Below are 20,383 nucleotides of genomic sequence, written 5' to 3'. Positions count from 1 at the left end.
TCTAAATCTAAGGGCGCGAATTATACATGAGAAAGTCATACAAGGAAAAGAATGCTTGCCCTAACCCTATCATCAACTGGGAATAAGCACTCAACCTGTAGAGTTTGTACTGCTAAACACAGTGAAAGGTTTAGTTTTCCCACAAAAAAGCCCGAGTCTCGATAACTCGGGCTTTCGATTTAAGCTTTATTATTGAAGTGATTCTATTCAGTCACGACCGGAACTTCATCACTGTAGAGCGGTTCACCCTGCATGATACTTATCTCAACTCGGCGGTTAAGACTTCTTTGCCAGTCAGTATCATTCGGCTCCAGTGGTTCAGTATCTGCCATGCCGCGAACACGTAGCCTCTGGTGAGAGAAGCCTCTAACCTTCTCCATCTCTTGGGCAACCGATACTGCTCGCTGAGATGAGAGATCCCAGTTTGAACGGTACAGCTCTGAATCTAGGCGTTGGTTGTCAGTATGCCCTGATATACGAACAATACCTGGTACGTCTTTCACCAACTCAGCCACCTGTCTTACCAAAGGACGGAACTTAGGTTGCAAGAACGCCGAACCTTCAGGGAACGCACCTTTCTCACGAATTCGAATTACAATCTGTTGACCTAGGTTCTCAACCTCGATTGCACCTTGGTCAATCTCGCGTTCCAAGGCTTTCTTGATGCTCTCCATCAAGGTTTCCATCTCTTGAGATTGCGCTTCAGACTGCTGCTGTTGTTCCTTCTCTGACTCAGAGTTTTGATTGTCGTGAGTCGAGGTCTCTGGAGACTTACCGCCAGTCATCTTACCTTGGTCACGCATGGTACCACCGGCACGCTCAGACTCTCCTTCATGAAACTCTAGCGTTTGCTGGGTAATATCGATGGTCTGCTGCATGATGACATCGATCGGTGTCGGCTCTGGACGCCCCGGACGAAACTCTTGCGCTATGATGCTGGTCCCCTTTGGAATGTCTTTCACTTCCAAACGGTTTTGTACACCAAAGGCAAACTTCATCGAACCGGCGATCTGTTTAAACTTCAGTACGTCCATCTCAGAGAAAGAGAGCAGCAGTACGAAGAAACACATCAACAGTGACATCAAGTCAGCAAAGGTACCCATCCATAAAGGTAAGCCGGGGGGCGGACATTTACAGGGAGTTTCTTCTTCCATTACCGAGCTCCTTAATCAGCTTCGCCATCTAGAAGACGTTTGCCCTCATTGAGGTAGTTCTTCAGGTAACCATCGATAACACGTGGGTTTTGTCCATCTTGAATCGCTAATACACCATCCATTACTAGGCGGCGGTTTAGCGTCTCTTGTTCGCGACGCAGTGCCAGTTTGTCGGCAATCGGGAAGAACACCATGTTAGACAGAATCGCACCGTAAAGGGTCGTCAAGAGTGCTACCGCCATCGCAGGACCGATCGCTTTTGGATCATCCATGTTCGAAAGCATCGCAACCAGACCAACCAGAGTACCAATCATACCCATCGCCGGGGCAACGTCACCGAAGGCGCTGAACACTTTACCGCCCTGCTCATGACGCTCATCGGTTAGAGCAATGTCTTTTTGCAGTGCCGCTCTTACGACGTCAGCATCGTGGCCATCTACTAGCAAGTCGATGCCCTTCTGCATAAAGCTGTTGTTGATTTCCATCTCTTCGAGTGCAAGAAAACCACCTTTACGTGCCGCGTCTGCCATCTCAACCACTTTCGCGATCAGATCTTCTGGCTCATCAGCTTTAAACATAAAGGCTTTACCTGCAATCTTTGCAGCACCGAAGAACTGACCCATTGTGAACTTCATCAAGACCACAAAGGTTGAACCACCAACCACGATCAAGATCGAAGTCGTGTCATAGAACATCCCAAGGCTTCCGCCCAAGATCATCGCCATGATCACGAAGGCAAATCCACCAATTAAACCTATTAGGGTTGCTAAATCCACTGAGCACTCCTCATGCTTTTTCTTGTTCTACCTCGAGAATAATCTTCTTATCGGCAAGACTATAAGATCTTTTAGAAAATTCTTGGCCTAAGTATCACACTTTTGAGTCTGAATGACATTAAGACTTATGAATAACTGCGCATTACAAGTAAGCACATCGGAAGTAGGTCTTCTCAGACGTGGCACTTCTATAGTCACACCGATATGGCTGCCAAGCGCCCGATAAAACAAACTTTCTAGCAAATTTTATTGGTTACATTTGACCATCTCTACGCCCTAGGGTAACGTTCGTTCATCTTTCCAAACGCAGAACTATTATGGCTACTAAGAAACCGGAAAATATGAGCTTTGAAGCAGCAATTGAAGAGCTTGATGGCTTGGTTGATCAACTTGAAAATGGTGATCTAGCTTTAGATGATGCGCTGAAGAAATTCGAGCGTGGAATTGCACTAGCTCGTGCAGGTCAAAGCAAACTCAACGACGCAGAACAGCGAGTGAGTATTCTTCTTCAAAATGACGAAGATGCTGAGCTAAGTGACTTCAACCCACAACCAGAATAACGAATAGTATGAGATCCCCTATGATTGAGACTTTAACGTCTTATCAAGCACGTAATAACGAGCAGTTAAACCAATGGCTTGATCGCCTTCCACATCAAAACCAAAACCTAATTAAGGCTATGCGTTATGGCTTACTGCTAGGTGGAAAACGCGCACGTCCATTTCTTGTCTACATCACAGGGGAAATGCTTGGCTGCAGCGCTGAAGAGCTCGACACACCAGCATCAGCGATTGAGTGTATCCATGCCTACTCACTAATTCACGATGACCTACCAGCAATGGACGACGACGAGCTGCGTCGCGGTCATCAAACCTGTCACATTAAATTTGACGAAGCCACGGCTATTCTTACCGGTGATGCACTACAAACGCTGGCCTTTACTATACTTGCAGAAGGCACATTAAGTGCTGCTGGAGAGAGTAACCGCGTACGTATGATTCAACGCCTAGCTGAAGCCTCTGGTGCTCAAGGTATGTGCATTGGACAAGCACTCGATTTGGAAGCGGAGAACCGCACTATTTCGCTGCAAGAACTGGAAGAAGTCCATCGCAATAAAACGGGTGCATTGATGAAGTGTGCCATTCGTTTGGGTGCACTGGCTGCGGGCGAGAAAGCTTTCGAGGTGCTGCCGCAGCTTGATAAGTTTGCCGACGCGATTGGTTTAGCATTTCAGGTTCAAGACGACATTCTCGATATCATCAGTGATACAGAGACTCTTGGTAAACCACAGGGTTCTGATGAAGAACTGAACAAAAGCACCTACCCTTCTTTGTTAGGATTGGACGGCGCTCAAGAAAAAGCTCAAACTCTATTGAACGAAGCGCTTCAAGCTTTAGACGCAATCCCATACAATACCCAGTTACTCGAAGAGTTCGCCCGATATGTCATCGAGCGCAAGAACTAAGACTATAAGCGCGCATTACCTATGACTCTTGATATTTCAAAGTACCCAACTCTTGCTTTGGCTGATAAGCCAGAGGATTTGCGTCTTTTACCAAAAGAGACGCTTCCACAGCTCTGTGATGAGCTACGTACCTACCTCTTGAACTCTGTGAGCCAGTCAAGCGGTCACTTGGCATCAGGCCTTGGTACGGTGGAACTGACGGTTGCTTTACACTATGTATATAACACTCCTTTCGATCAGTTGGTTTGGGATGTGGGCCATCAGGCTTACCCACATAAAATTCTAACTGGTCGACGTGACCGCCTATCGACTATCCGCCAGAAAGACGGCTTACACCCTTTCCCTTGGCGCGAAGAGAGCGAGTACGACACACTTTCTGTTGGTCACTCATCGACATCTATCAGTGCCGCTCTTGGTATGGCAATCAGTGCTAAAAAAGAGGGCAAAGATCGTAAAGTCGTGAGCGTGATTGGTGATGGTGCGATCACTGCTGGTATGGCATTTGAAGCCATGAACCACGCCGGTGACGTTCACAACGATATGCTGGTTATCCTTAACGATAACGAAATGTCGATCTCTGAAAACGTGGGTGCATTGAACAATCACTTAGCTCAGGTTCTTTCTGGCAATCTTTACACGTCAATTCGTGAAGGTGGCAAGAAAGTGCTATCTGGCGTTCCGCCGATTAAAGAGCTAGTGCGTCGTACTGAAGAACACCTTAAAGGCATGGTGATTCCTGGAACCATGTTTGAAGAGCTTGGCTTTAACTACATCGGCCCAGTTGATGGCCACGATGTTAACGAGCTAATCAAAACGCTTAAGAACATGAGAGATCTAAAAGGTCCTCAGTTCCTGCACATCATGACTAAGAAAGGCAAAGGCTACGAGCCAGCAGAGAAAGATCCGATTGGCTACCACGGTGTGCCTAAATTCGATCCTGCACACTCTAGCCTGCCAAAGAGCACCAGTGCTAAGCCGACCTTCTCTAAGATCTTCGGTGACTTCCTGTGTGATATGGCCGCGCAAGATCCTAAGCTGATGGCGATTACTCCAGCGATGCGTGAAGGCTCAGGTATGGTTCGATTCTCGAAAGAGTACCCAGAACAGTACTTCGATGTCGCGATTGCAGAGCAGCACGCGGTGACGCTAGCAACAGGTATGGCGATTGCGGGTAACAAGCCAATTGTGGCTATCTACTCGACTTTCCTACAACGTGGCTACGACCAACTGATCCACGATGTGGCTATCATGGATTTACCTGTGATGTTCGCCATTGACCGTGCAGGTCTTGTGGGTGCCGATGGTCAGACTCACCAAGGTGCGTTCGACTTAAGCTTTATGCGCTGCATTCCTAACATGGTGATCATGGCACCAAGCGACGAGAACGAATGTCGTCAAATGCTCTACACTGGCCACCAGCATAATGGTCCAAGTGCGGTTCGTTACCCACGTGGTAATGGTATGGGCACAGAGATCCAGAGTGAGTTTACTGCACTTGAGATTGGTAAAGGCCGTATCGTTCGTAGCAGCGAGCAGCAAAAAGAAGGTTCAAAAGTAGCAATCCTAAGCTTCGGTACCTTCCTTGAGAATGCACTACAAGCCGCTGATGCTATCGATGCAACGGTTGCTGACATGCGCTTTGTAAAACCTCTCGATGAAGCACTTATCAAGCAATTAGCCGCTGAACACGACGTTCTGGTAACCATCGAAGAGAATGCGATTGCCGGCGGTGCAGGTGCGGGTGTAGTAGAGTTCTTGATGCAAGAGAAACTACCAATGCCAGTATTGAACCTTGGTCTACCAGATAAGTTCATCGCTCAAGGCACACAAGGTGAGCTGCACGAAGAACTTGGCTTAGATGCGAAAGGCATTGAGAAAGCGATCAACGACTACCTCGCTAAATAAGCAGCGAGTGCTTCAGTGACCCGTCCTGATATGGGTTGACACTTTTTAGTCAAAACGCTCGATGTACTTCATCGGGCGTTTTGTATTTTAAGGCCGTATGTGGCCTCATCTGATTATAGATTTCTACTGACTCGGCGACCATTTTTCTCGCCTGAGCAACATCTTTAGGTTTCCTCAACAAGTATTCCATTTTCAAAATACCATTTACTCTCTCTGCCAAGGGATTTTGATAGCAGTCATATCCATCCGTCATGGAACACACGATCTTGTGCCTAGAGTGTAAGTCTTGGTACTCCTTTGAACAGTACTGTGAGCCTCTATCTGAGTGATGGATTAAGTTGTCCTGATTTCGACGTTCTCTCAAAGCTCTTATAAAAGCTTGTTTTACGGCCTTCGTCTGCATGTTGTCATCCACACTGTATCCGACGATCTTTCTGGAATAGGCATCAGTAATAAGACTGACATAACTGTATCCTTCATAGGTAGGAAGGTAAGTAATATCAGCAACCCACAACTGTTCTGGTCTCTCAGGCTTAAAACCATCCTTAATTTTATTTGGGTGGCAGTAAAACCTATGATGGCTATCCGTTGTTCGATGGTAAGCACGTTTAACCTTCACAAGCAGCCGATGATGTTTAAGTAGAGAAAATAGATAGTCCCGACCTACTTTCATTCCAGCTTTTTCCATCATGAACTTAAGCTTTCTCGTTCCTATTCGAGCCTGTTTGATGCGAGTTTCACGAACAAAGCTCAGAAGAGCTTTGTCACGCTGCCTGTTACGATCGTCAATAAGACACTGTTTATAATATGCTTGCCTAGAGATATTGATGATTTGGCAAAATCTAGTCACCGTAAGCTGAGCTATGTTTTGCTCTTGGACGACGCACCTTTGTGCTTTTTTACGACACGGACACCATGGTCTCGTTCCATAACTTTTACTACTTCTTCAAAGAAGTCAGCTCTCAGTTTAGTATCCTCGAGTTGCTTTTCTAGCTCTTTGATACGTTGCTCTGGTGTAGGTGGTGAATTGAATTCAGACATAGGTAAACCTTTCTTCATGAATCGAGGTGTGCCTCCGGACCAATCAAGTCGACCGTGCTTTCGGAGCCACACTAATACTGTAGAACAACCTTGTATACCGTACTTGTCTTGTGCTTGTTTATAAGTCAGTTCACCTCGCTCGACTTGGTCAACAACATCCAATTTAAAAGCGAGGGAGTAATCACATTGAGTTCGTCTAGTTATTGATTTCATAACACTCTCCAATTTTCTGCTTGGGGAGTGTCAACCTTATTTAGGACGGGTCACAGATACAAAAAAGGTTGGCCATATGGTCAACCTTTTTTTATTATCAACTTGATAGCAAGCAATTCGCTTATTTCAGAATAGGCGCGTCGTAGTTCTCTGGTTCATCAGTGTAGATACACACATTGAACTTCTCAACTAGACCTGTCTGTTCAACGCATTGCTGCTGGAAGAACTCTTGAATTTCACGACGTTGGCAGTGCGCTTCAAACGCTTCATTGTCTGCCCAGATCTCGTTGAATGCGATTGGGTAGCTCTCACCTTCAGCAAATGGGCTCTGCAGGTGACGTGTCACTGTGTACTGAATACAACCATCTTCACGCATTGTGTTTGGCTCAAGCGCTTTTAGTACTTCGAAAAGCTCATTCAGTTTGCCCTCTTTTGGCTGAAACTGAGCAATACAGTAAACCTTCTTAGACATTATTATTCCTTGTTTTCTTTTGTGTAACTAACCAACTAAGGCGCTCTAACTCAATACTGGCATGCCAGAGCACCATAAACTGTTTATGCTAACCAACCCGCAAAATGACCCACAGCGTAAAGCGCAATGCCTGCCATCACGCCCGCGACAATATCATCAATCATGATACCTAGACCGCCATGGATGCGTTTGTCTAACCAACCGATCGGCCACGGCTTAACCATATCAAAGAAGCGGAACAGTACGAAGCCTGTCAGCAACCACTTCCAGTCATCGGTTGGGAGCTGCAGTAAAGGCACTAGGCCCATGGTGATCCAAAAGCCAGCAAACTCATCCCAGACGATTGAACCATGATCGTGCACACCCATGTCATCAGAGGTTACCTGACAGATTTTGACACCAATGATGCAGCTAATAATTACAGCCACGACATACATTGGAAACGGCAACTGAACCAACAATAGGTATAGCGGGATCGAAGCCAAGGTACCCATGGTACCGGGCACGACCGGAGAAAGTCCGCTACCAAATCCAGTAGCCAACAAATGCCAAGGATTCTTTAGTGAAATAAGAGAGAGAGGGTTTGTCATCCGTTTACCTTAAAATGATCGTATCCACTTAAGTCCCAACTTAGTGGTTGACCGTTGTTATGCAATTCAAAGAATTCTACAGGTCTTATCTGACCAATGCAGGTAACTTTTGTTCCAGTGTGTGACAAAGCACTTTCCAATGAACCTTTATTTTCTTCCGGCACGGTAAAGCAAAGCTCATACTCTTCGCCACTGGTCAGCGCATAATGCTGTGCTGCTGAAAGATCCGATGCGAACTGGCGTAACTCTCGAGAAATGGGCAATGCACTCACATCGATGCTCGCGCCCACTTGTGAACGCTTGAGGATATGTTTCAAATCTGCAATCACGCCATCTGAGATATCAATAGCAGATGAAGCGAGGTTCACGAGAGCCTGGCCAGCAAGCACTCGTGGAGAGCTAATATAGTGTCTCTCTTCAAGCTCTCTAGCGTAGGGTTTAGATTGGTTTGTTTGTGGGTCTAGTAATACCTCTAGGCCTGCCTTGCTGTCGCCTAGGTTACCTGTCACGTAAATCCAATCCCCGACTCTGGCACCGTCACGACGCAGCGCCTTACCTTCTGGCACAAAGCCTTGCACTGTCAACGTAAGGCTCAAAGGTCCCTTAGTGGTATCACCACCGATCAGTTGAATACCAAAATAGTCCGCAAGCTTAAAGAAAGAATCACAGAAAGGAGCCAGCCACTGCTCATCAACTTCAGGCATGGTCAGCGCGAACGAAACCCAAGCAGGGGTTGCGCCCATAGCGGCCAAATCGCTGATGTTCGATGCCAATGCCTTATGCGCCACCCAAGCCGGATTCGCTTCGGCTAAAAAGTGTGTACCTGCGACTAAGGTGTCAGTGCTGATAGCAATTTCTACATTACTTGGTGGCTTGACCAAGGCGCAGTCATCACCTGCGGCAAGATGTACATCCTTACGTTGAGGCTGTCGGTTTACGAAGTATTTATCAATCAGGTTAAACTCACCAGACATGTGATCACCTTTCTTTTATACCAATCACAGTAAGTAAGTGATCAAAAATAGCGCAGGAAAAAGGCTTGAGAACAAGGCAGCTTTTTTGCAACAGAGAGTTTCGATAAGTAGTTATTCTACAATCAAAAATTCTAACGCTGTTATCGAGCATTTTAACAAGCTAGGGTGAGCAGTTATTTACTACGATTGGTATTACCGTCATCAGTTACAAAAAAGGCCAGCATATTTGCTGACCTTTCGATTCTATGTCGAACGTATTATTTCTTACGAACGTGCGGTGCTGCTTTATCAAGTACACCGTTAACAAACTTGTGGCTGTCTTCTGCTGCAAATACTTTTGCAAGTTCGATAGCTTCGTTGATGACCACTTTGTATGGTACATCTTCGCGACGAGTCATCTCGTACATAGCTAGACGAAGAAGAGCAAGCTCCATTAAGTCCAGATCTTGCATCGGGCGAGATACGAATGGACGAAGTTTGCTGTCTAGTTCCATGTGGCTTAGAGCAACACCAGTTAGCAGGTCGCGGAAGTATGCAACGTCTGTTTCTGGCATAGCAAGCGCAGGCTCAGCTGCGTGATGCTCTTCTTCATCATACTTACCACCAGATAAGAACTGTTCTTCAACTGTGGCAATATTTTCTTTAGTAATTTGCCAAGAATAAATTGCTTGTAGAGCAAATTGACGTGCATTACGACGTGCGGCTGGTTTCACACTGGCCCCCATTAGGAATCGATTTCAGAAAGAACGTTGATCATCTCAAGTGCGCTTAGTGCAGCTTCTGCACCTTTATTACCAGCCTTGGTTCCTGCGCGTTCAATAGCTTGATCGATCGTATCAACAGTTAGCACACCGAATGCTACTGGAAGAGAGTATTCCAGAGACACTTGCGCCAAACCTTTATTACATTCACTACAAACATAGTCAAAATGAGGCGTACCGCCACGAATTACTGTACCTAGAGATACAATCGCGTCGAACTTACCTGTTTTTGCAACGCGTTGCGCTACAAGTGGAAGTTCAACTGCACCTGGACAACGAACAACAGTGATGTTGTCTTCGCTAACTTGTCCGTGACGTTTTAAAGTATCGATTGCACCAGAAAGTAAACTTTCGTTAATAAAACTGTTGAAACGAGCAATAACGATAGCAATTTTTGCATTTGGCGCTGGGAAGCCACCCTCGATCACTTTCATAAGCCTTCCTTTAACTATTTTCATCAAGTGAGAATCGCCGGATTCTAGCACAAAACTGTGAGCAATATCTAATGCTAATTTTATTGAACTGATACCGGAGAAACAAAGTGGTAACGACAGCGTGATTCCTTTGTCGATAAGGCTCAAAACGCAGAGAGCGAACTATGCAATCTTGTGCTCTCTGCTTGCTACCTATCGTCTAATCGAGACTGTATTACCTAAAAATTTTTGCTGATTGTTCTGTTTTGAATCAGCGCTATTCGCACACATACTCAACAACGTTTAAACCGAAACCACCCAGTGCGTGGTAGCGTTTGGTACTTGAAGAGAGTAGGCGCATATCTTGAACACCGAGGTCTTGCAGAATCTGAGAGCCTACACCAACACGACGTGAAGTGCCTTGCTTCTTAGCCATAGTTGGCTGCTCGTTCTTGTCTTGAGCTTCGAAAGTCTTCACTTTGTGGATTAGAGAATCAGACGACTCTTCATTTCCAAGAATCACTAGAACACCACCTTCTTCGCCGATACGCTTCATCGCTTTATCTAGCGACCAGCTGCGCTCTGTACCACGATCAGAATGCAGCAGATCGGTGAATGTGTCATGCAGGTGAACACGAACCAATGGCGCTTCGCCCGTTAGGTCACCCTTTTGCATCGCGTAGTGAATTTGGTTATCAATCGTATCGCGATATGTCACGAGTTCGAAATCACCGAACTCAGTCGGTAGATGACACTGTGCAACGCGCTCAATCGTCGTCTCGGTATTGTTACGGTATTCGATAAGGTCAGCAATCGTACCTAGCTTGATATCGTGCTTTTCAGCAAACACTTCAAGGTCTGGACGACGTGCCATAGTGCCATCGTCATTCAGAATTTCAACAATCACAGATGCTGGTTCGCAGCCTGCCAAGCGAGCCAAATCACAACCCGCTTCAGTGTGACCTGCGCGTGTTAATACACCGCCCTCTTGAGCCGTCAGTGGGAAGATATGGCCCGGTTGAACTAGGTCTGCCGCTTTCGCCTCTTTCGCCACCGCCGCTTGAACAGTCACGGCACGGTCTGATGCAGAAATACCCGTCGTTACGCCTTGCGCTGCTTCAATAGAAACGGTGAAATTAGTGGTGTATTGCGCGTTGTTGTCTTGAACCATTGGCGCGAGACCTAAACGGCTCGAGCGCTCTTTGGTTAGCGTCAGACAGATCAAGCCACGACCGAACATCGCCATAAAATTGATTGCTTCTGGCGTTACATGCTCTGCCGCCATGATCAGATCGCCTTCGTTCTCGCGATCTTCATCGTCCATCAGGATAACCATCTTTCCTAGGCGGATGTCTTCAATAATTTCTTGAGGAGTACTAATTGGCATTATTTTATATCCTTTGAAATGGTTCTGCTTCCAAGAACCGACACTGTTTAAACCTGATTGGAATTGCTCAACTCCACTGCCCTTCGCTGTCGCGCACAAGGAGTCGTTGATTAAGCAAAACCGTTTTGTTGTAAGAATTCCATTGTTAGACGAGACTCTGGCTTAGACTCTTCTTGCTGGCCTTGCAGTAATCGCTCCATGTAACGAGCAAGTACGTCTACTTCAAGGTTCACCTTACGACCGACATTAAATTGATCAATCGTCGTCTCTGATGAGGTATGAGGAACAATAGTCAGCTTAAACGCGTTCTTACGTAAATCATTCACTGTAAGGCTGATACCATCGACAGTGATAGAGCCTTTTTGAGCGACGTACTTTGAGATCTCCGCAGGCATCTCTACCCAGAATTCAATCGCACGACCAACTTGGTTGCGCTCGACAATCTCACCAACACCGTCAACGTGACCAGAAACAATGTGACCGCCAAAACGAGTGGTCGGCAGCATTGCTTTCTCAAGGTTTACTTTATCGCCCGCTTGATAGTCGATAAAGCCGGTCTTTTTCAGAGTTTCCAGTGATAAATCAGCGCTATAGCTGTTGTCATCGAATTCAACCACAGTCAAACACACACCATTGGTGGCGATGCTGTCGCCGAGCTGTACATCAGACATATCCAGCTTACCGACATTCACGGTTACCGTAATATCTTCACCGCGAGGTGTGATAGCACTTAGGGTACCTACGGCTTCTACAATTCCTGTAAACATTCTAAAACTCTTGTTCTTACTGCTTTTACATCAAGCAGTTAAATTACTATAGATATAACTATCGCGGATTAAGATTTCCATACTGGCTGAGCGACAATGCGAATGTCAGGCCCTACCATACGTACATCTTTGATCGACAAATCGATCACGTCATCCATTGAGCTTAAGCCCAACGCACCCATCAAACCGCGGCCATCGCTGCCCATTAGTTTAGGTGCTAAGTATAAGATTAGCTCGTCAACCAGTTGATTCTCAATAAAGCTTTTTGCCAATGTTGCGCCTGCTTCCACCCAAATATGATCGATGTGATGACTAGGAAGATCTTGAATCAGCTGGGCAATATCAAGCTGCCCCTCCTTGTCGAGAGCAACCATGATGTCAGCTTCAGACTCAGCAACACGTAGCACTGGCGCTTCAGATTGATACAACTTGAGATCTTGATGAACAGCTTGGAGCAATTGTGCCTGTCGGTCGAGAATCACACGCGTAGGTTGGCGCAGCGAAGATTGCGGATAAAGAGATTGAACCGCTTGCGGTAACTCGTCCCAACGTACATTAAGTGACGCATTATCTTCAATCACGGTTTGACTGGTCGATAATACCGCTCCCGCTTTGGCACGGTAATGTTGCACATCATGACGAGCATGCGGCGAAGTAATCCATTGGCTCTGACCATTACTTAAAGCGGTTTGACCGTCTAAGCTTGCTGCCATCTTCAATTGAACAAACGGCCTACCTGTTTGCATGCGTTTGATAAAGGCTGGGTTTAACGCCAATGCATCTTGTTCTAGCAGCCCGACTTGTACCTCAATACCCGCATCACGCAGCATTTTGATGCCGCGGCCTGCAACTTTCGGGTTTGGGTCTTCCATTGCACAAATCACTTTTTCAACTTGAGCTTTAATCAACCCTTCAGCACATGGCGGCGTACGACCGTAATGCGAGCAAGGTTCTAGCGTGACATACGCAGTCGCGCCTTTGGCTTTGTCGCCGGCCATTCTCATGGCATGAACTTCTGCGTGGGCTTCGCCCGCTTTAGCATGGAAGCCTTCACCAACAATGTTGTCGCCGTGTGCGATAACACAGCCGACATTTGGGTTTGGTGCAGTGGTATAAATGCCGCGCTTAGCCAGTTGCATGGCACGCGACATCATTTGAAAATCTAACGGAGAAAATTTTGACATGAGTGGGAGTTAGTCCTCTAGCTTGGCAATCTCTTCGCCAAACTCTCGGATGTCTTCAAAGCTACGGTAAACAGAGGCAAAACGAATGTAAGCCACTTTGTCGAGCTCTTTCAGTTGGTCCATGACAAGGTTACCAATCATCTCTGTTGGTACTTCACGCTCGCCAGTTGCTCGCAGTTGAGACTTGATAGTACTGATCGCAAGTTCAATGGCATCTGCGCTCACTGGGCGCTTCTCTAATGCACGTTGTACCCCACCGACCATTTTGTCTTCGTTAAAGGGTTCACGGTTGCCATTCGACTTGATCACTTTTGGCATAACAAGCTCAGCCGATTCGAATGTCGTAAAACGCTCACTACATGCCAGGCATTGACGGCGACGACGAACTTGATGCCCGTCTGCGACTAGCCTTGAGTCGATTACTTTAGTGTCGTTCTCTGAACAAAAAGGACAATGCATATCACCTCCAAATAATTGATTGTCAGTGTAACGGAATTGCCAAACGTAGGGAAAGAAAAAGGGCCAATTAAGGCCCTTTTATGTGGTTATTCGTTGATTATGACCAACCGAGCTTCACATTCATCCTAGCTACGAACTAGGTAGTTCGCTTTACCAACCCACTTGTAGCTGGTTAGCTCTTCCAATCCCATAGGACCGCGAGCATGAAGCTTCTGTGTTGATACTGCCACTTCTGCGCCAAGACCAAACTGCGCACCATCAGTAAAGCGAGTTGATGCGTTCACATAAACCGCCGCAGAACCGACTGAGTTAATGAAACGTTCAGAGCTCTCTAGGCTGTTTGTCATGATTGCATCTGAGTGACTCGCATTATGTACGCGCATGTGGTCAATCGCCTGTGCTACGTCAGCAACCACTTTGACACCTAAGGTGTAGCTTAGCCACTCAGTATCGAAATCATCTTCACCCGCATCACGCACGTCAGCGAAATCAGCAAGTAGCGCTTTAGCACTTGCATCAGCCACTAATGTCACTTTACCCGCTAGGCGCGTTTTAAGCTTACCAAGGAACTCCTCAGCGACCGCTTCATGAACAAGCAGAGTATCTAGTGAGTTACATGCTGATGGACGCTGAACCTTTGAGTTCTCAACCACATTCACTGACTTTTCTAGGTCAGCCGACTCATCAACGAAGATATGGCTAATACCAAAGCCACCGATGATTACTGGGATCGTGCTGTTCTCTTTACACATTTTGTGTAGGCCTGCACCACCGCGTGGGATGATCATATCAACGTACTTGTCTAGATTAAGCAGCTGAGACACAAGTTCGCGATCTGGCTTCTCAATGTATTGTACCGATGCCGCTGGTAGCTCTGCTTTTTCTAGTGCAGATTGGATAACCTTAACCAGCTCCATGTTTGAGAAAAACGTCTCTTTACCACCACGTAGGATGCTTGCGTTACCTGTTTTCAAACACAGTGCCGCAATGTCGATGGTTACGTTCGGGCGTGCTTCATAAATAACACCAACAACACCAAGCGGGACGCGACGACGAGATAGTGACATACCGTTTTCCAGCACTTTGCTGTCAATTTCGCTGCCTACAGGGTCATTCAGGCTGATAACGTTGCGCACATCGTTAGCAATGCCCGTTAGACGCTCTTCGTTAAGAAATAGGCGGTCAAGCAGCGCTTCTGTTAAACCAGCTTCACGACCCAATTCGATATCTTTTGCGTTCGCTTCAAGGATGGTCGCTGCATTTGCTTCTAGTTCATCTGCAATGATAGAGAGCGCTTTGTTTTTCTGCGCTGTTGATGCTGTTGCTAGGTGAAAGGCAGCCTCTTTTGCTGCGATACCCATGTTAGTTAAATCCACGTTTAACTCTCCCTTAATTCTGTCTGTCTATCTGAAATTCTGGGTACGCTAGTTAATGAAATAGCCACCTTCTATCGGCAGCTATTCATTGGTCTCTCATTTTCTGAGTAAGCGTACTAAGTTTAGCTCGTCTGTTACTCTTGGATCACTACCATGTCATCACGGTGAATAACCTCTGAGCCGTAGTCATAACCCAGAATTTCTCCAATATCTTTACTGTGTTTGCCCGCAATCTTCGCCAAGTCTTGGCTTGAGTAGCTTGCGATACCACGCGCAATCACTTTACCTTTGTTGTCTGTTACTTGAGTCACTTCACCACGAGAGAACTCACCGCGAACTTGAATCACACCTTTGGCCAACAAGCTGCTCCCCTTGGTGTTCACAGCATTCACTGCGCCGTCATCAACCACGATATCACCAGCCGATGCAGGGCCAGCCAGGATCCAACGCTTGCGGTTCTCAAGCGCCTCTTCTAATGGCAAGAAACGTGTGCCTTGTGGCTCTGCGCTGAGTGAGTCAAAGACCACATTCTCTGCGCTGCCTGCTGCGATGATAACTTCAATCCCAGCACGACGCGCAATGTCCGCTGCTTGCAGCTTAGTGGCCATACCGCCAGTACCCAAGGTAGTACCACTGCCGCCAGCGATCTTACGCAAGGTATCATCGATGGTCTTAACCTCTTTGATCAACTCAGCATTTGGGTCTTTGCGAGGATCAGCGGTAAATAGACCTTTCTGGTCAGTCAGGAGTAGAAGCTTATCAGCACCACACAGAATACCGACTAAAGCCGACAAGTTATCGTTGTCGCCTACTTTAATCTCGTTAGTCGCTACCGCATCGTTCTCATTAACGATTGGGATAATGTCGTTATCCACCAATGCATTGATGGTATCACGTGCATTTAGGAAGCGCTCACGGTCATCGAGGTCGGCACGCGTCAACAGCATTTGGCCAATCTTGATGCCGTAGATAGCAAACAAAGACTCCCAAACCTGAATCAGTTGACTCTGTCCTACTGCAGCAAGCAACTGTTTGCTCGCCATTGAGTTGGGCAGTGCGGGGTAACCAAGGTGCTCACGTCCAGCTGCGATAGCGCCAGACGAAACCATAACCACAGAGTGGCCTTGCTTTTTCAGTTCTGCACACTGACGTACAAGCTCTACCATGTGAGCTCGATCTAACGCTAATGTGCCACCAGTTAAGACACTGGTACCCAGTTTAACAACCACAGTTTTGCGCTGTGTTGCTGTCCCGCTTTGATGATTAGTTGTCATGAAGTCTTTATATGAATAAAACAAATAAGAGGTGATGTTTTAACAATCAAAACGGGAATTCACAAGTAGAAAAGGTGCGAAATCGCACCTTTTTACCTTATAGAGAGGAGTAACCTTTAAAATTAGACAAATTCGACAGAAGCTGCGTCTAGCTCAACCTCCAGTTCGAACTTAGATTTCAGTTCCTCGGATAGCTTTTGATGAAACGCTTCCTGAGTACGAGTCACCTCAGAAACGGCTTTCTTAGGAAGTTCCAGCTCTTCCCACTCACCCTCAACGTTATATTTGCCAATGTTGTACTTGGCAGTAAAGCCTTGTTCAGATTTTGCCAATTCTAGCCACCATCCCCAGAACTCACGCTCTTCTGGTGACTTCTTATCGTTTACACACACCGAAAGGCAATCGAAGATGTAGTGTCCCTCTTCCGATTGTGGCTCTCTCAAATATGGACCAATGGCCTTTAAAACATTTAGCAAACGATAATGAGTTGGTTGTTGTGTCACTTCTGACATATTGAATCTCCGTTTTCAATGTTAAGAATGACGCTACTCAGACTGTAATACGTAGAAAACACGCAAGTGGATTTTATAAATTATCTCTGAGTATCAGGTACTTAATCTGTACACTATTCATGCTTAACTAATTTAGGAGAAATGTCATCTAAATAATTCATCCTCAAGCCATTTTATCGCCAATTCGAGGGATTGCTCATACCCTTGTGTAATTGACTTGGACTTAATTTTCTTCGCCTTGCCGTAATCACTGTAAATAGCAACCAGTTGATTATCCGATGGTGGTGATACCGGGTCTCCATCCAGAGCCAATGCTAGGATAGGAACTCGCGTTTTACTGTTAGCTAGCAACCCTTGAACTTTCAGAGACCAAGCCATCAGTTGACCTGACAAGCTATTGATATCAACTGCACCTTTACCCAAACGAGAAGCAAGCACATCAAGGTGCATCTTGGGCATCTGTTTCAGTTTATCCGCATGTACAAAGATATCGTGGATCGGTGCACCGAGCGCCACACAGGCTTTGATCTTCTGTTGCTCTAGGAAAGACAAACGAACCATCGCGTTGCCGCCAAAGCGGAAACCGAACAGACCGACCTTATAGTGGTCAACCCATGGGATATTCGGCAGCTCATTCAGGACCGCTTGGTGCAAACAAGAAGAGTCTTCCGTTAGCTGCCAGTGAGAGCTGTGACCAATCGACGGCATATCTACCGTCAGCATCGCGATATTCTTTGGCGCAAGGTAGTCGCGGAACAGACGCCACATATCCGTTTGCAAGCTATCTAGCCCAGCACTAACGATCACCACAGGTTGAGGCTTATCTGTATTGGAGAGATGCAGATGCGCTTTTATCTTACGATTTTGATATGGGATCTCGAGCTGCTTCACCACCAACTTAGTGTGCTTGATCGCTTCCGCATAAGCTGTATTAGCCAACACCTGAGCTTGAGTCGCTAGGTTGTCGTTTTTCAAATGAGGGTAGCCAGCAATACTGAAGCAAAGTGACGCAGAAAACAGTTCCTCTGCAACCTCTTCGCCGCTCTTATCGTTAGCGCGGTTTTGGTGTTGCATACCGAGCTTTGTCCACTCATAAGCCCAGTTACCACTGCGGTAGCCCATGACGGTATCTAACCAATCATCCGTCGTACGAGAATGGGTCGATGATGCAATGCGTGACAACACGGCTTCTTGCTCGATCGGGTTCACCCCTTGCCAAACCCACTGCATACGGCGCAGGTTTCGGTACCACGCGCTGTCTTGCTGCTCATGCTTCTGTTCAAGCAGATCAACAGAGCTCGGCATATATTGCGTCAGCATTGAGGTCTCTTTCGCCTGTTTGTGTTTGACGAATAGAGTTTCAGATAGGTTTTTACTGGTTTCTTCAGATAACGACATGGGGATTCTCAGTCGAGGATGATGACTGTAATGATATAAAAAAAAATGACCCTATAAAGGGTCATTTCTCAAAAAACACAGATTATGCTTATTTTGACTTGCGATTTACTGGCTCAATGTAACCTAGGCTTAGGTCCCATGGCTGTTCAATCCATGTGTCTTGTGCGATATCAACGATGTAATCGTCTAGTAGTGCTGCACCTGAAGGCTTAGCACATACCGCGATTAGCTTCGCTTTAGGGTACATTTCACGCAGTTTACGTGCAGTGTCACCGCTGTCTACTAGGTCTTCAACGATTAGGAAACCTTCACCGTCACCCTCTGGCGCTTTAACGACAGTCATATCACGTTGGTGATCGTGGTCGTAGCTAGAAATACAAATTGTATCAACGTAGCGAATACCTAGCTCACGAGCCAAGATTGCGCCTGGTACTAAACCACCACGACTTACTGCCCAGATACCCTTCCACTGTTCTGCTGGCATTTGCTTAGCAGCCAGTTCACGGCAGTAAGATTGCATGTTGTCCCATGTGATGATGAATTTGTTACTCATAGTAATTAAACCTAATAAATTGTCATGTTGTTAGAGGCCATATCGACATGGCCTCTGCAAGCGATTAAGCGAAGATGTACTTAAGGATAAAGATCACAGACATTACCCAAACGGCAATAGAAACGTCGCGACCTTTGCCACTTAGCAGCTTAATTGCAGCGTAAGCGATGAAACCTAGAGAGATACCCTCTGCAATAGAGTACGTCAACGGCATAAGCAGACATGTTACCACGACTGGTGCTGCTTCTGTAAGATCACGCCAATCAATGCCAACCAGACCAGACATCATCAGAATTGCTACATAGAATAGCGCACCTGACGTTGCGTAAGCTGGAATCATGCCCGCTAGCGGCGAGAAGAATAGAGCAAGAAGGAAAAGTACGCCCACGACAACAGCCGTTAGACCTGTACGACCACCTTCTGCAACACCTGAAACACTCTCTACGTAAGAAGTGGTGTTTGATGTACCTAGAAGTGCACCGATAGACGTTGCTGTTGAGTCAGCAAGCAGTGCTTTGTTAAGACGAGGAAGTTTGCCGTCTTCTTTGATTAGGTTTGCTTTTGTCGCAACGCCAACTAGCGTACCTGCGGTATCAAATAGGTCGACGAATAGGAAAGCAAACACAACCGAGATCATACCGATTTCAAATACAGCAGAGAAATCTAGCTGCATGAATGTTGGCGCTAGGCTTGGTGGCGCAGAAACGATACCACCGTATTGCACATCACCAATAACAATTGCAATCGCAGTGATAGCAAGAATCGCGATCATTACTGCACCTTTCACACCACGGTGAACCAATGCAACTGTTAAGAAGAAGCCAAGTGCACCCAGAATAGGGCCAATCGCTGTGATATCACCCAGAGATACCTTCGTTGCTGGGTTAGAAACAACGATACCCGCGTTGCTTAGAGCGATAAACGCAAGGAAAAGACCGATACCTGCAGAGATACCCACACGCAGTGACATAGGAATCGAGTTGATGATCCATTCGCGGACTTTAAAAATGCTTAAGAAAATGAAGATAACGCCCGACACGAATACCGCAGCCAAAGCAACTTGCCACGTATACCCCATGCCCATTACAACCGCATAAGTAAAGAACGCGTTCAGGCCCATGCCTGGTGCTTGAGCGATTGGGTAGTTGGCTACAAAGCCCATGATGAAACAGCCAATAGCCGCAGCTAGACAGGTTGCTACAAATACAGCGCCGTGATCCATACCTGCATCAGCTAAGATCATTGGGTTTACAAAAATGATGTAAGCCATAGTTAGGAAGGTCGTTAGACCGGCGATGATTTCAGTGCGCACATTGGTGCCGTTTTCACTGAGTTTGAATAGCTTTTCGAACATTATCGAATCCTATAAGGGTAGAAAGTAAACGGTTGCGTAATCGATTGGCTCAGGATTATAAAGTCATCAAATAACAAATTCCAGATAGAATTAAGACTCTAACCAATATTAATAGAGAAAACGTATGAAACAGGGCGATTAAAGCAGACTATTCTTAGCCACTAAATTCATTGAAAACAGACACTTAAAATTATCAAAAAAATGCAAAACAAGTGGTGTTTTTTTCTACCACCTCGAAAATTCACTAAGAAAAGACAGCAAAGACCGTACGATAAAAGTCATTAAAGCACCGCTCTTTTCAACAGATCTGGTAATAATGGAAGTTCTGCTCAGTTGTGGTGCAAAATTTAACCAG

21 protein-coding genes are annotated in these 20,383 nt (G+C 46.2%); 3 read left to right on the top strand and 18 right to left on the bottom strand.

The window, feature by feature from the left end; translation table 11 throughout:
- Nucleotides 1-203 precede the first annotated feature (203 nt).
- Together VFDL14_RS09810 and pomA are read right to left on the bottom strand one after the other, a co-directional pair.
- Entirely contained in the window at nucleotides 204-1,154 is a 951-nt protein-coding gene (locus VFDL14_RS09810) for a flagellar motor protein MotB (protein WP_032551648.1), read from the bottom strand.
- Nucleotides 1,155-1,165: 11 nt separating this feature from the next.
- Nucleotides 1,166-1,930: a flagellar motor protein PomA gene (gene pomA, locus VFDL14_RS09815; protein ID WP_032551647.1), complete on the bottom strand. Its 765-nt coding sequence runs from the start codon at nucleotides 1,928-1,930 to the stop codon at nucleotides 1,166-1,168.
- Between the two features lie 317 nt (nucleotides 1,931-2,247).
- Between pomA and xseB the strand changes: the two genes are divergently transcribed.
- Genes xseB through dxs form a run of 3 tightly spaced genes read left to right on the top strand, consistent with a single transcriptional unit; the run spans nucleotide 2,248 to nucleotide 5,300 of the window.
- On the top strand, nucleotides 2,248-2,490 hold the full coding sequence (xseB, locus tag VFDL14_RS09820; protein ID WP_032551645.1) for an exodeoxyribonuclease VII small subunit: 243 nt from the start codon (nucleotides 2,248-2,250) through the stop codon (nucleotides 2,488-2,490).
- A 20-nt stretch (nucleotides 2,491-2,510) separates the two neighbouring features.
- Nucleotides 2,511-3,395 (top strand): (2E,6E)-farnesyl diphosphate synthase, encoded by an 885-nt coding sequence (gene ispA, locus VFDL14_RS09825; RefSeq protein ID WP_032551644.1) that lies wholly within the window; start codon nucleotides 2,511-2,513, stop codon nucleotides 3,393-3,395.
- A gap of 21 nt (nucleotides 3,396-3,416) precedes the next feature.
- Nucleotides 3,417-5,300, top strand: coding sequence for a 1-deoxy-D-xylulose-5-phosphate synthase (gene dxs / locus VFDL14_RS09830; protein WP_032551643.1), 1,884 nt, complete (start codon nucleotides 3,417-3,419; stop codon nucleotides 5,298-5,300).
- A gap of 49 nt (nucleotides 5,301-5,349) precedes the next feature.
- On the opposite strand, the gene VFDL14_RS09835 is transcribed toward dxs, so the two are convergent.
- The 16 genes from VFDL14_RS09835 to VFDL14_RS09915 all read right to left on the bottom strand — a co-directional run bounded on the left by VFDL14_RS09835 (nucleotide 5,350) and on the right by VFDL14_RS09915 (nucleotide 20,028).
- Nucleotides 5,350-6,554, bottom strand: a protein-coding gene (locus VFDL14_RS09835; RefSeq protein WP_152549250.1) for an IS3 family transposase whose coding sequence is annotated in 2 segments (ribosomal slippage) — nucleotides 5,350-6,185 and nucleotides 6,185-6,554 — 1,206 coding nt in all. Because the reading frame shifts where the segments join, the coding sequence is not laid out codon by codon here.
- Nucleotides 6,555-6,675: 121 nt separating this feature from the next.
- On the bottom strand, nucleotides 6,676-7,026 hold the full coding sequence (locus VFDL14_RS09845; RefSeq protein ID WP_032551640.1) for a putative quinol monooxygenase: 351 nt from the start codon (nucleotides 7,024-7,026) through the stop codon (nucleotides 6,676-6,678).
- Nucleotides 7,027-7,109: 83 nt separating this feature from the next.
- The gene (gene pgpA, locus VFDL14_RS09850) at nucleotides 7,110-7,616 is read right to left on the bottom strand and encodes a phosphatidylglycerophosphatase A (RefSeq protein ID WP_032551638.1); all 507 of its coding nucleotides are present in this window, start codon (nucleotides 7,614-7,616) and stop codon (nucleotides 7,110-7,112) included.
- Complete coding sequence (gene thiL, locus VFDL14_RS09855; RefSeq protein ID WP_032551637.1) at nucleotides 7,613-8,590, bottom strand: thiamine-phosphate kinase; 978 nt, start codon at nucleotides 8,588-8,590, stop codon at nucleotides 7,613-7,615. The genes pgpA and thiL overlap by 4 nt, the downstream gene beginning before the upstream one ends.
- Nucleotides 8,591-8,847: 257 nt before the next feature.
- Complete coding sequence (gene nusB / locus VFDL14_RS09860; RefSeq protein WP_004734399.1) at nucleotides 8,848-9,315, bottom strand: transcription antitermination factor NusB; 468 nt, start codon at nucleotides 9,313-9,315, stop codon at nucleotides 8,848-8,850.
- Nucleotides 9,315-9,785, bottom strand: coding sequence for a 6,7-dimethyl-8-ribityllumazine synthase (ribE, locus tag VFDL14_RS09865; protein ID WP_004741508.1), 471 nt, complete (start codon nucleotides 9,783-9,785; stop codon nucleotides 9,315-9,317). The genes nusB and ribE overlap by 1 nt, the downstream gene beginning before the upstream one ends.
- 256 nt (nucleotides 9,786-10,041) lie before the next feature.
- The gene (gene ribBA / locus VFDL14_RS09870) at nucleotides 10,042-11,151 is read right to left on the bottom strand and encodes a bifunctional 3,4-dihydroxy-2-butanone-4-phosphate synthase/GTP cyclohydrolase II (protein WP_032551636.1); all 1,110 of its coding nucleotides are present in this window, start codon (nucleotides 11,149-11,151) and stop codon (nucleotides 10,042-10,044) included.
- A 110-nt stretch (nucleotides 11,152-11,261) separates the two neighbouring features.
- On the bottom strand, nucleotides 11,262-11,918 hold the full coding sequence (locus VFDL14_RS09875; RefSeq protein ID WP_032551635.1) for a riboflavin synthase: 657 nt from the start codon (nucleotides 11,916-11,918) through the stop codon (nucleotides 11,262-11,264).
- Nucleotides 11,919-11,986: 68 nt separating this feature from the next.
- Nucleotides 11,987-13,102: a bifunctional diaminohydroxyphosphoribosylaminopyrimidine deaminase/5-amino-6-(5-phosphoribosylamino)uracil reductase RibD gene (ribD, locus tag VFDL14_RS09880; RefSeq protein WP_235201721.1), complete on the bottom strand. Its 1,116-nt coding sequence runs from the start codon at nucleotides 13,100-13,102 to the stop codon at nucleotides 11,987-11,989.
- Nucleotides 13,103-13,111: 9 nt separating this feature from the next.
- A complete protein-coding gene (gene nrdR, locus VFDL14_RS09885) occupies nucleotides 13,112-13,561 on the bottom strand; it encodes a transcriptional regulator NrdR (protein ID WP_032551633.1) in 450 nt (149 codons plus the stop codon).
- A gap of 125 nt (nucleotides 13,562-13,686) precedes the next feature.
- A complete protein-coding gene (locus tag VFDL14_RS09890) occupies nucleotides 13,687-14,937 on the bottom strand; it encodes a glutamate-5-semialdehyde dehydrogenase (RefSeq protein WP_032551632.1) in 1,251 nt (416 codons plus the stop codon).
- A 134-nt stretch (nucleotides 14,938-15,071) separates the two neighbouring features.
- On the bottom strand, nucleotides 15,072-16,211 hold the full coding sequence (proB, locus tag VFDL14_RS09895; RefSeq protein ID WP_032551631.1) for a glutamate 5-kinase: 1,140 nt from the start codon (nucleotides 16,209-16,211) through the stop codon (nucleotides 15,072-15,074).
- 122 nt (nucleotides 16,212-16,333) lie between these two features.
- Nucleotides 16,334-16,723, bottom strand: coding sequence for a sigma factor-binding protein Crl (gene crl, locus VFDL14_RS09900; RefSeq protein ID WP_032551630.1), 390 nt, complete (start codon nucleotides 16,721-16,723; stop codon nucleotides 16,334-16,336).
- A gap of 144 nt (nucleotides 16,724-16,867) precedes the next feature.
- Nucleotides 16,868-18,121 (bottom strand): esterase FrsA, encoded by a 1,254-nt coding sequence (gene frsA, locus VFDL14_RS09905; RefSeq protein WP_032551629.1) that lies wholly within the window; start codon nucleotides 18,119-18,121, stop codon nucleotides 16,868-16,870.
- Between the two features lie 88 nt (nucleotides 18,122-18,209).
- The gene (gene tet(34) / locus VFDL14_RS09910) at nucleotides 18,210-18,674 is read right to left on the bottom strand and encodes an oxytetracycline resistance phosphoribosyltransferase domain-containing protein Tet(34) (protein ID WP_032551628.1); all 465 of its coding nucleotides are present in this window, start codon (nucleotides 18,672-18,674) and stop codon (nucleotides 18,210-18,212) included.
- A 64-nt stretch (nucleotides 18,675-18,738) separates the two neighbouring features.
- Entirely contained in the window at nucleotides 18,739-20,028 is a 1,290-nt protein-coding gene (locus VFDL14_RS09915; protein ID WP_032551627.1) for an NCS2 family permease, read from the bottom strand.
- Between the last annotated feature and the right edge of the window lie 355 nt (nucleotides 20,029-20,383).

It is taken from the genome of Vibrio fortis (genome assembly GCF_000695685.1).
GTDB lineage: Bacteria > Pseudomonadota > Gammaproteobacteria > Enterobacterales > Vibrionaceae > Vibrio > Vibrio fortis_A.
The sequence above is the reverse complement of the archived record's forward strand: the minus strand, read 5'-3'. Positions and strand labels throughout refer to the sequence as shown.

Excerpts from the sequence above, each read along its gene's own strand:
- VFDL14_RS09810 (WP_032551648.1), bottom strand. The coding sequence starts at position 1,154 with ATGGAAGAAGAAACTCCCTGTAAATGTCCGCCCCCCGGCTTACCTTTA.
- xseB (WP_032551645.1), top strand. The coding sequence starts at position 2,248 with ATGGCTACTAAGAAACCGGAAAATATGAGCTTTGAAGCAGCAATTGAA.
- ispA (WP_032551644.1), top strand. The coding sequence starts at position 2,511 with ATGATTGAGACTTTAACGTCTTATCAAGCACGTAATAACGAGCAGTTA.
- dxs (WP_032551643.1), top strand. The coding sequence starts at position 3,417 with ATGACTCTTGATATTTCAAAGTACCCAACTCTTGCTTTGGCTGATAAG.
- VFDL14_RS09845 (WP_032551640.1), bottom strand. The coding sequence starts at position 7,026 with ATGTCTAAGAAGGTTTACTGTATTGCTCAGTTTCAGCCAAAAGAGGGC.
- pgpA (WP_032551638.1), bottom strand. The coding sequence starts at position 7,616 with ATGACAAACCCTCTCTCTCTTATTTCACTAAAGAATCCTTGGCATTTG.
- thiL (WP_032551637.1), bottom strand. The coding sequence starts at position 8,590 with ATGTCTGGTGAGTTTAACCTGATTGATAAATACTTCGTAAACCGACAG.
- nusB (WP_004734399.1), bottom strand. The coding sequence starts at position 9,315 with ATGGGGGCCAGTGTGAAACCAGCCGCACGTCGTAATGCACGTCAATTT.
- ribE (WP_004741508.1), bottom strand. The coding sequence starts at position 9,785 with ATGAAAGTGATCGAGGGTGGCTTCCCAGCGCCAAATGCAAAAATTGCT.
- ribBA (WP_032551636.1), bottom strand. The coding sequence starts at position 11,151 with ATGCCAATTAGTACTCCTCAAGAAATTATTGAAGACATCCGCCTAGGA.
- VFDL14_RS09875 (WP_032551635.1), bottom strand. The coding sequence starts at position 11,918 with ATGTTTACAGGAATTGTAGAAGCCGTAGGTACCCTAAGTGCTATCACA.
- ribD (WP_235201721.1), bottom strand. The coding sequence starts at position 13,102 with ATGTCAAAATTTTCTCCGTTAGATTTTCAAATGATGTCGCGTGCCATG.
- nrdR (WP_032551633.1), bottom strand. The coding sequence starts at position 13,561 with ATGCATTGTCCTTTTTGTTCAGAGAACGACACTAAAGTAATCGACTCA.
- proB (WP_032551631.1), bottom strand. The coding sequence starts at position 16,211 with ATGACAACTAATCATCAAAGCGGGACAGCAACACAGCGCAAAACTGTG.
- crl (WP_032551630.1), bottom strand. The coding sequence starts at position 16,723 with ATGTCAGAAGTGACACAACAACCAACTCATTATCGTTTGCTAAATGTT.
- frsA (WP_032551629.1), bottom strand. The coding sequence starts at position 18,121 with ATGTCGTTATCTGAAGAAACCAGTAAAAACCTATCTGAAACTCTATTC.
- VFDL14_RS09915 (WP_032551627.1), bottom strand. The coding sequence starts at position 20,028 with ATGTTCGAAAAGCTATTCAAACTCAGTGAAAACGGCACCAATGTGCGC.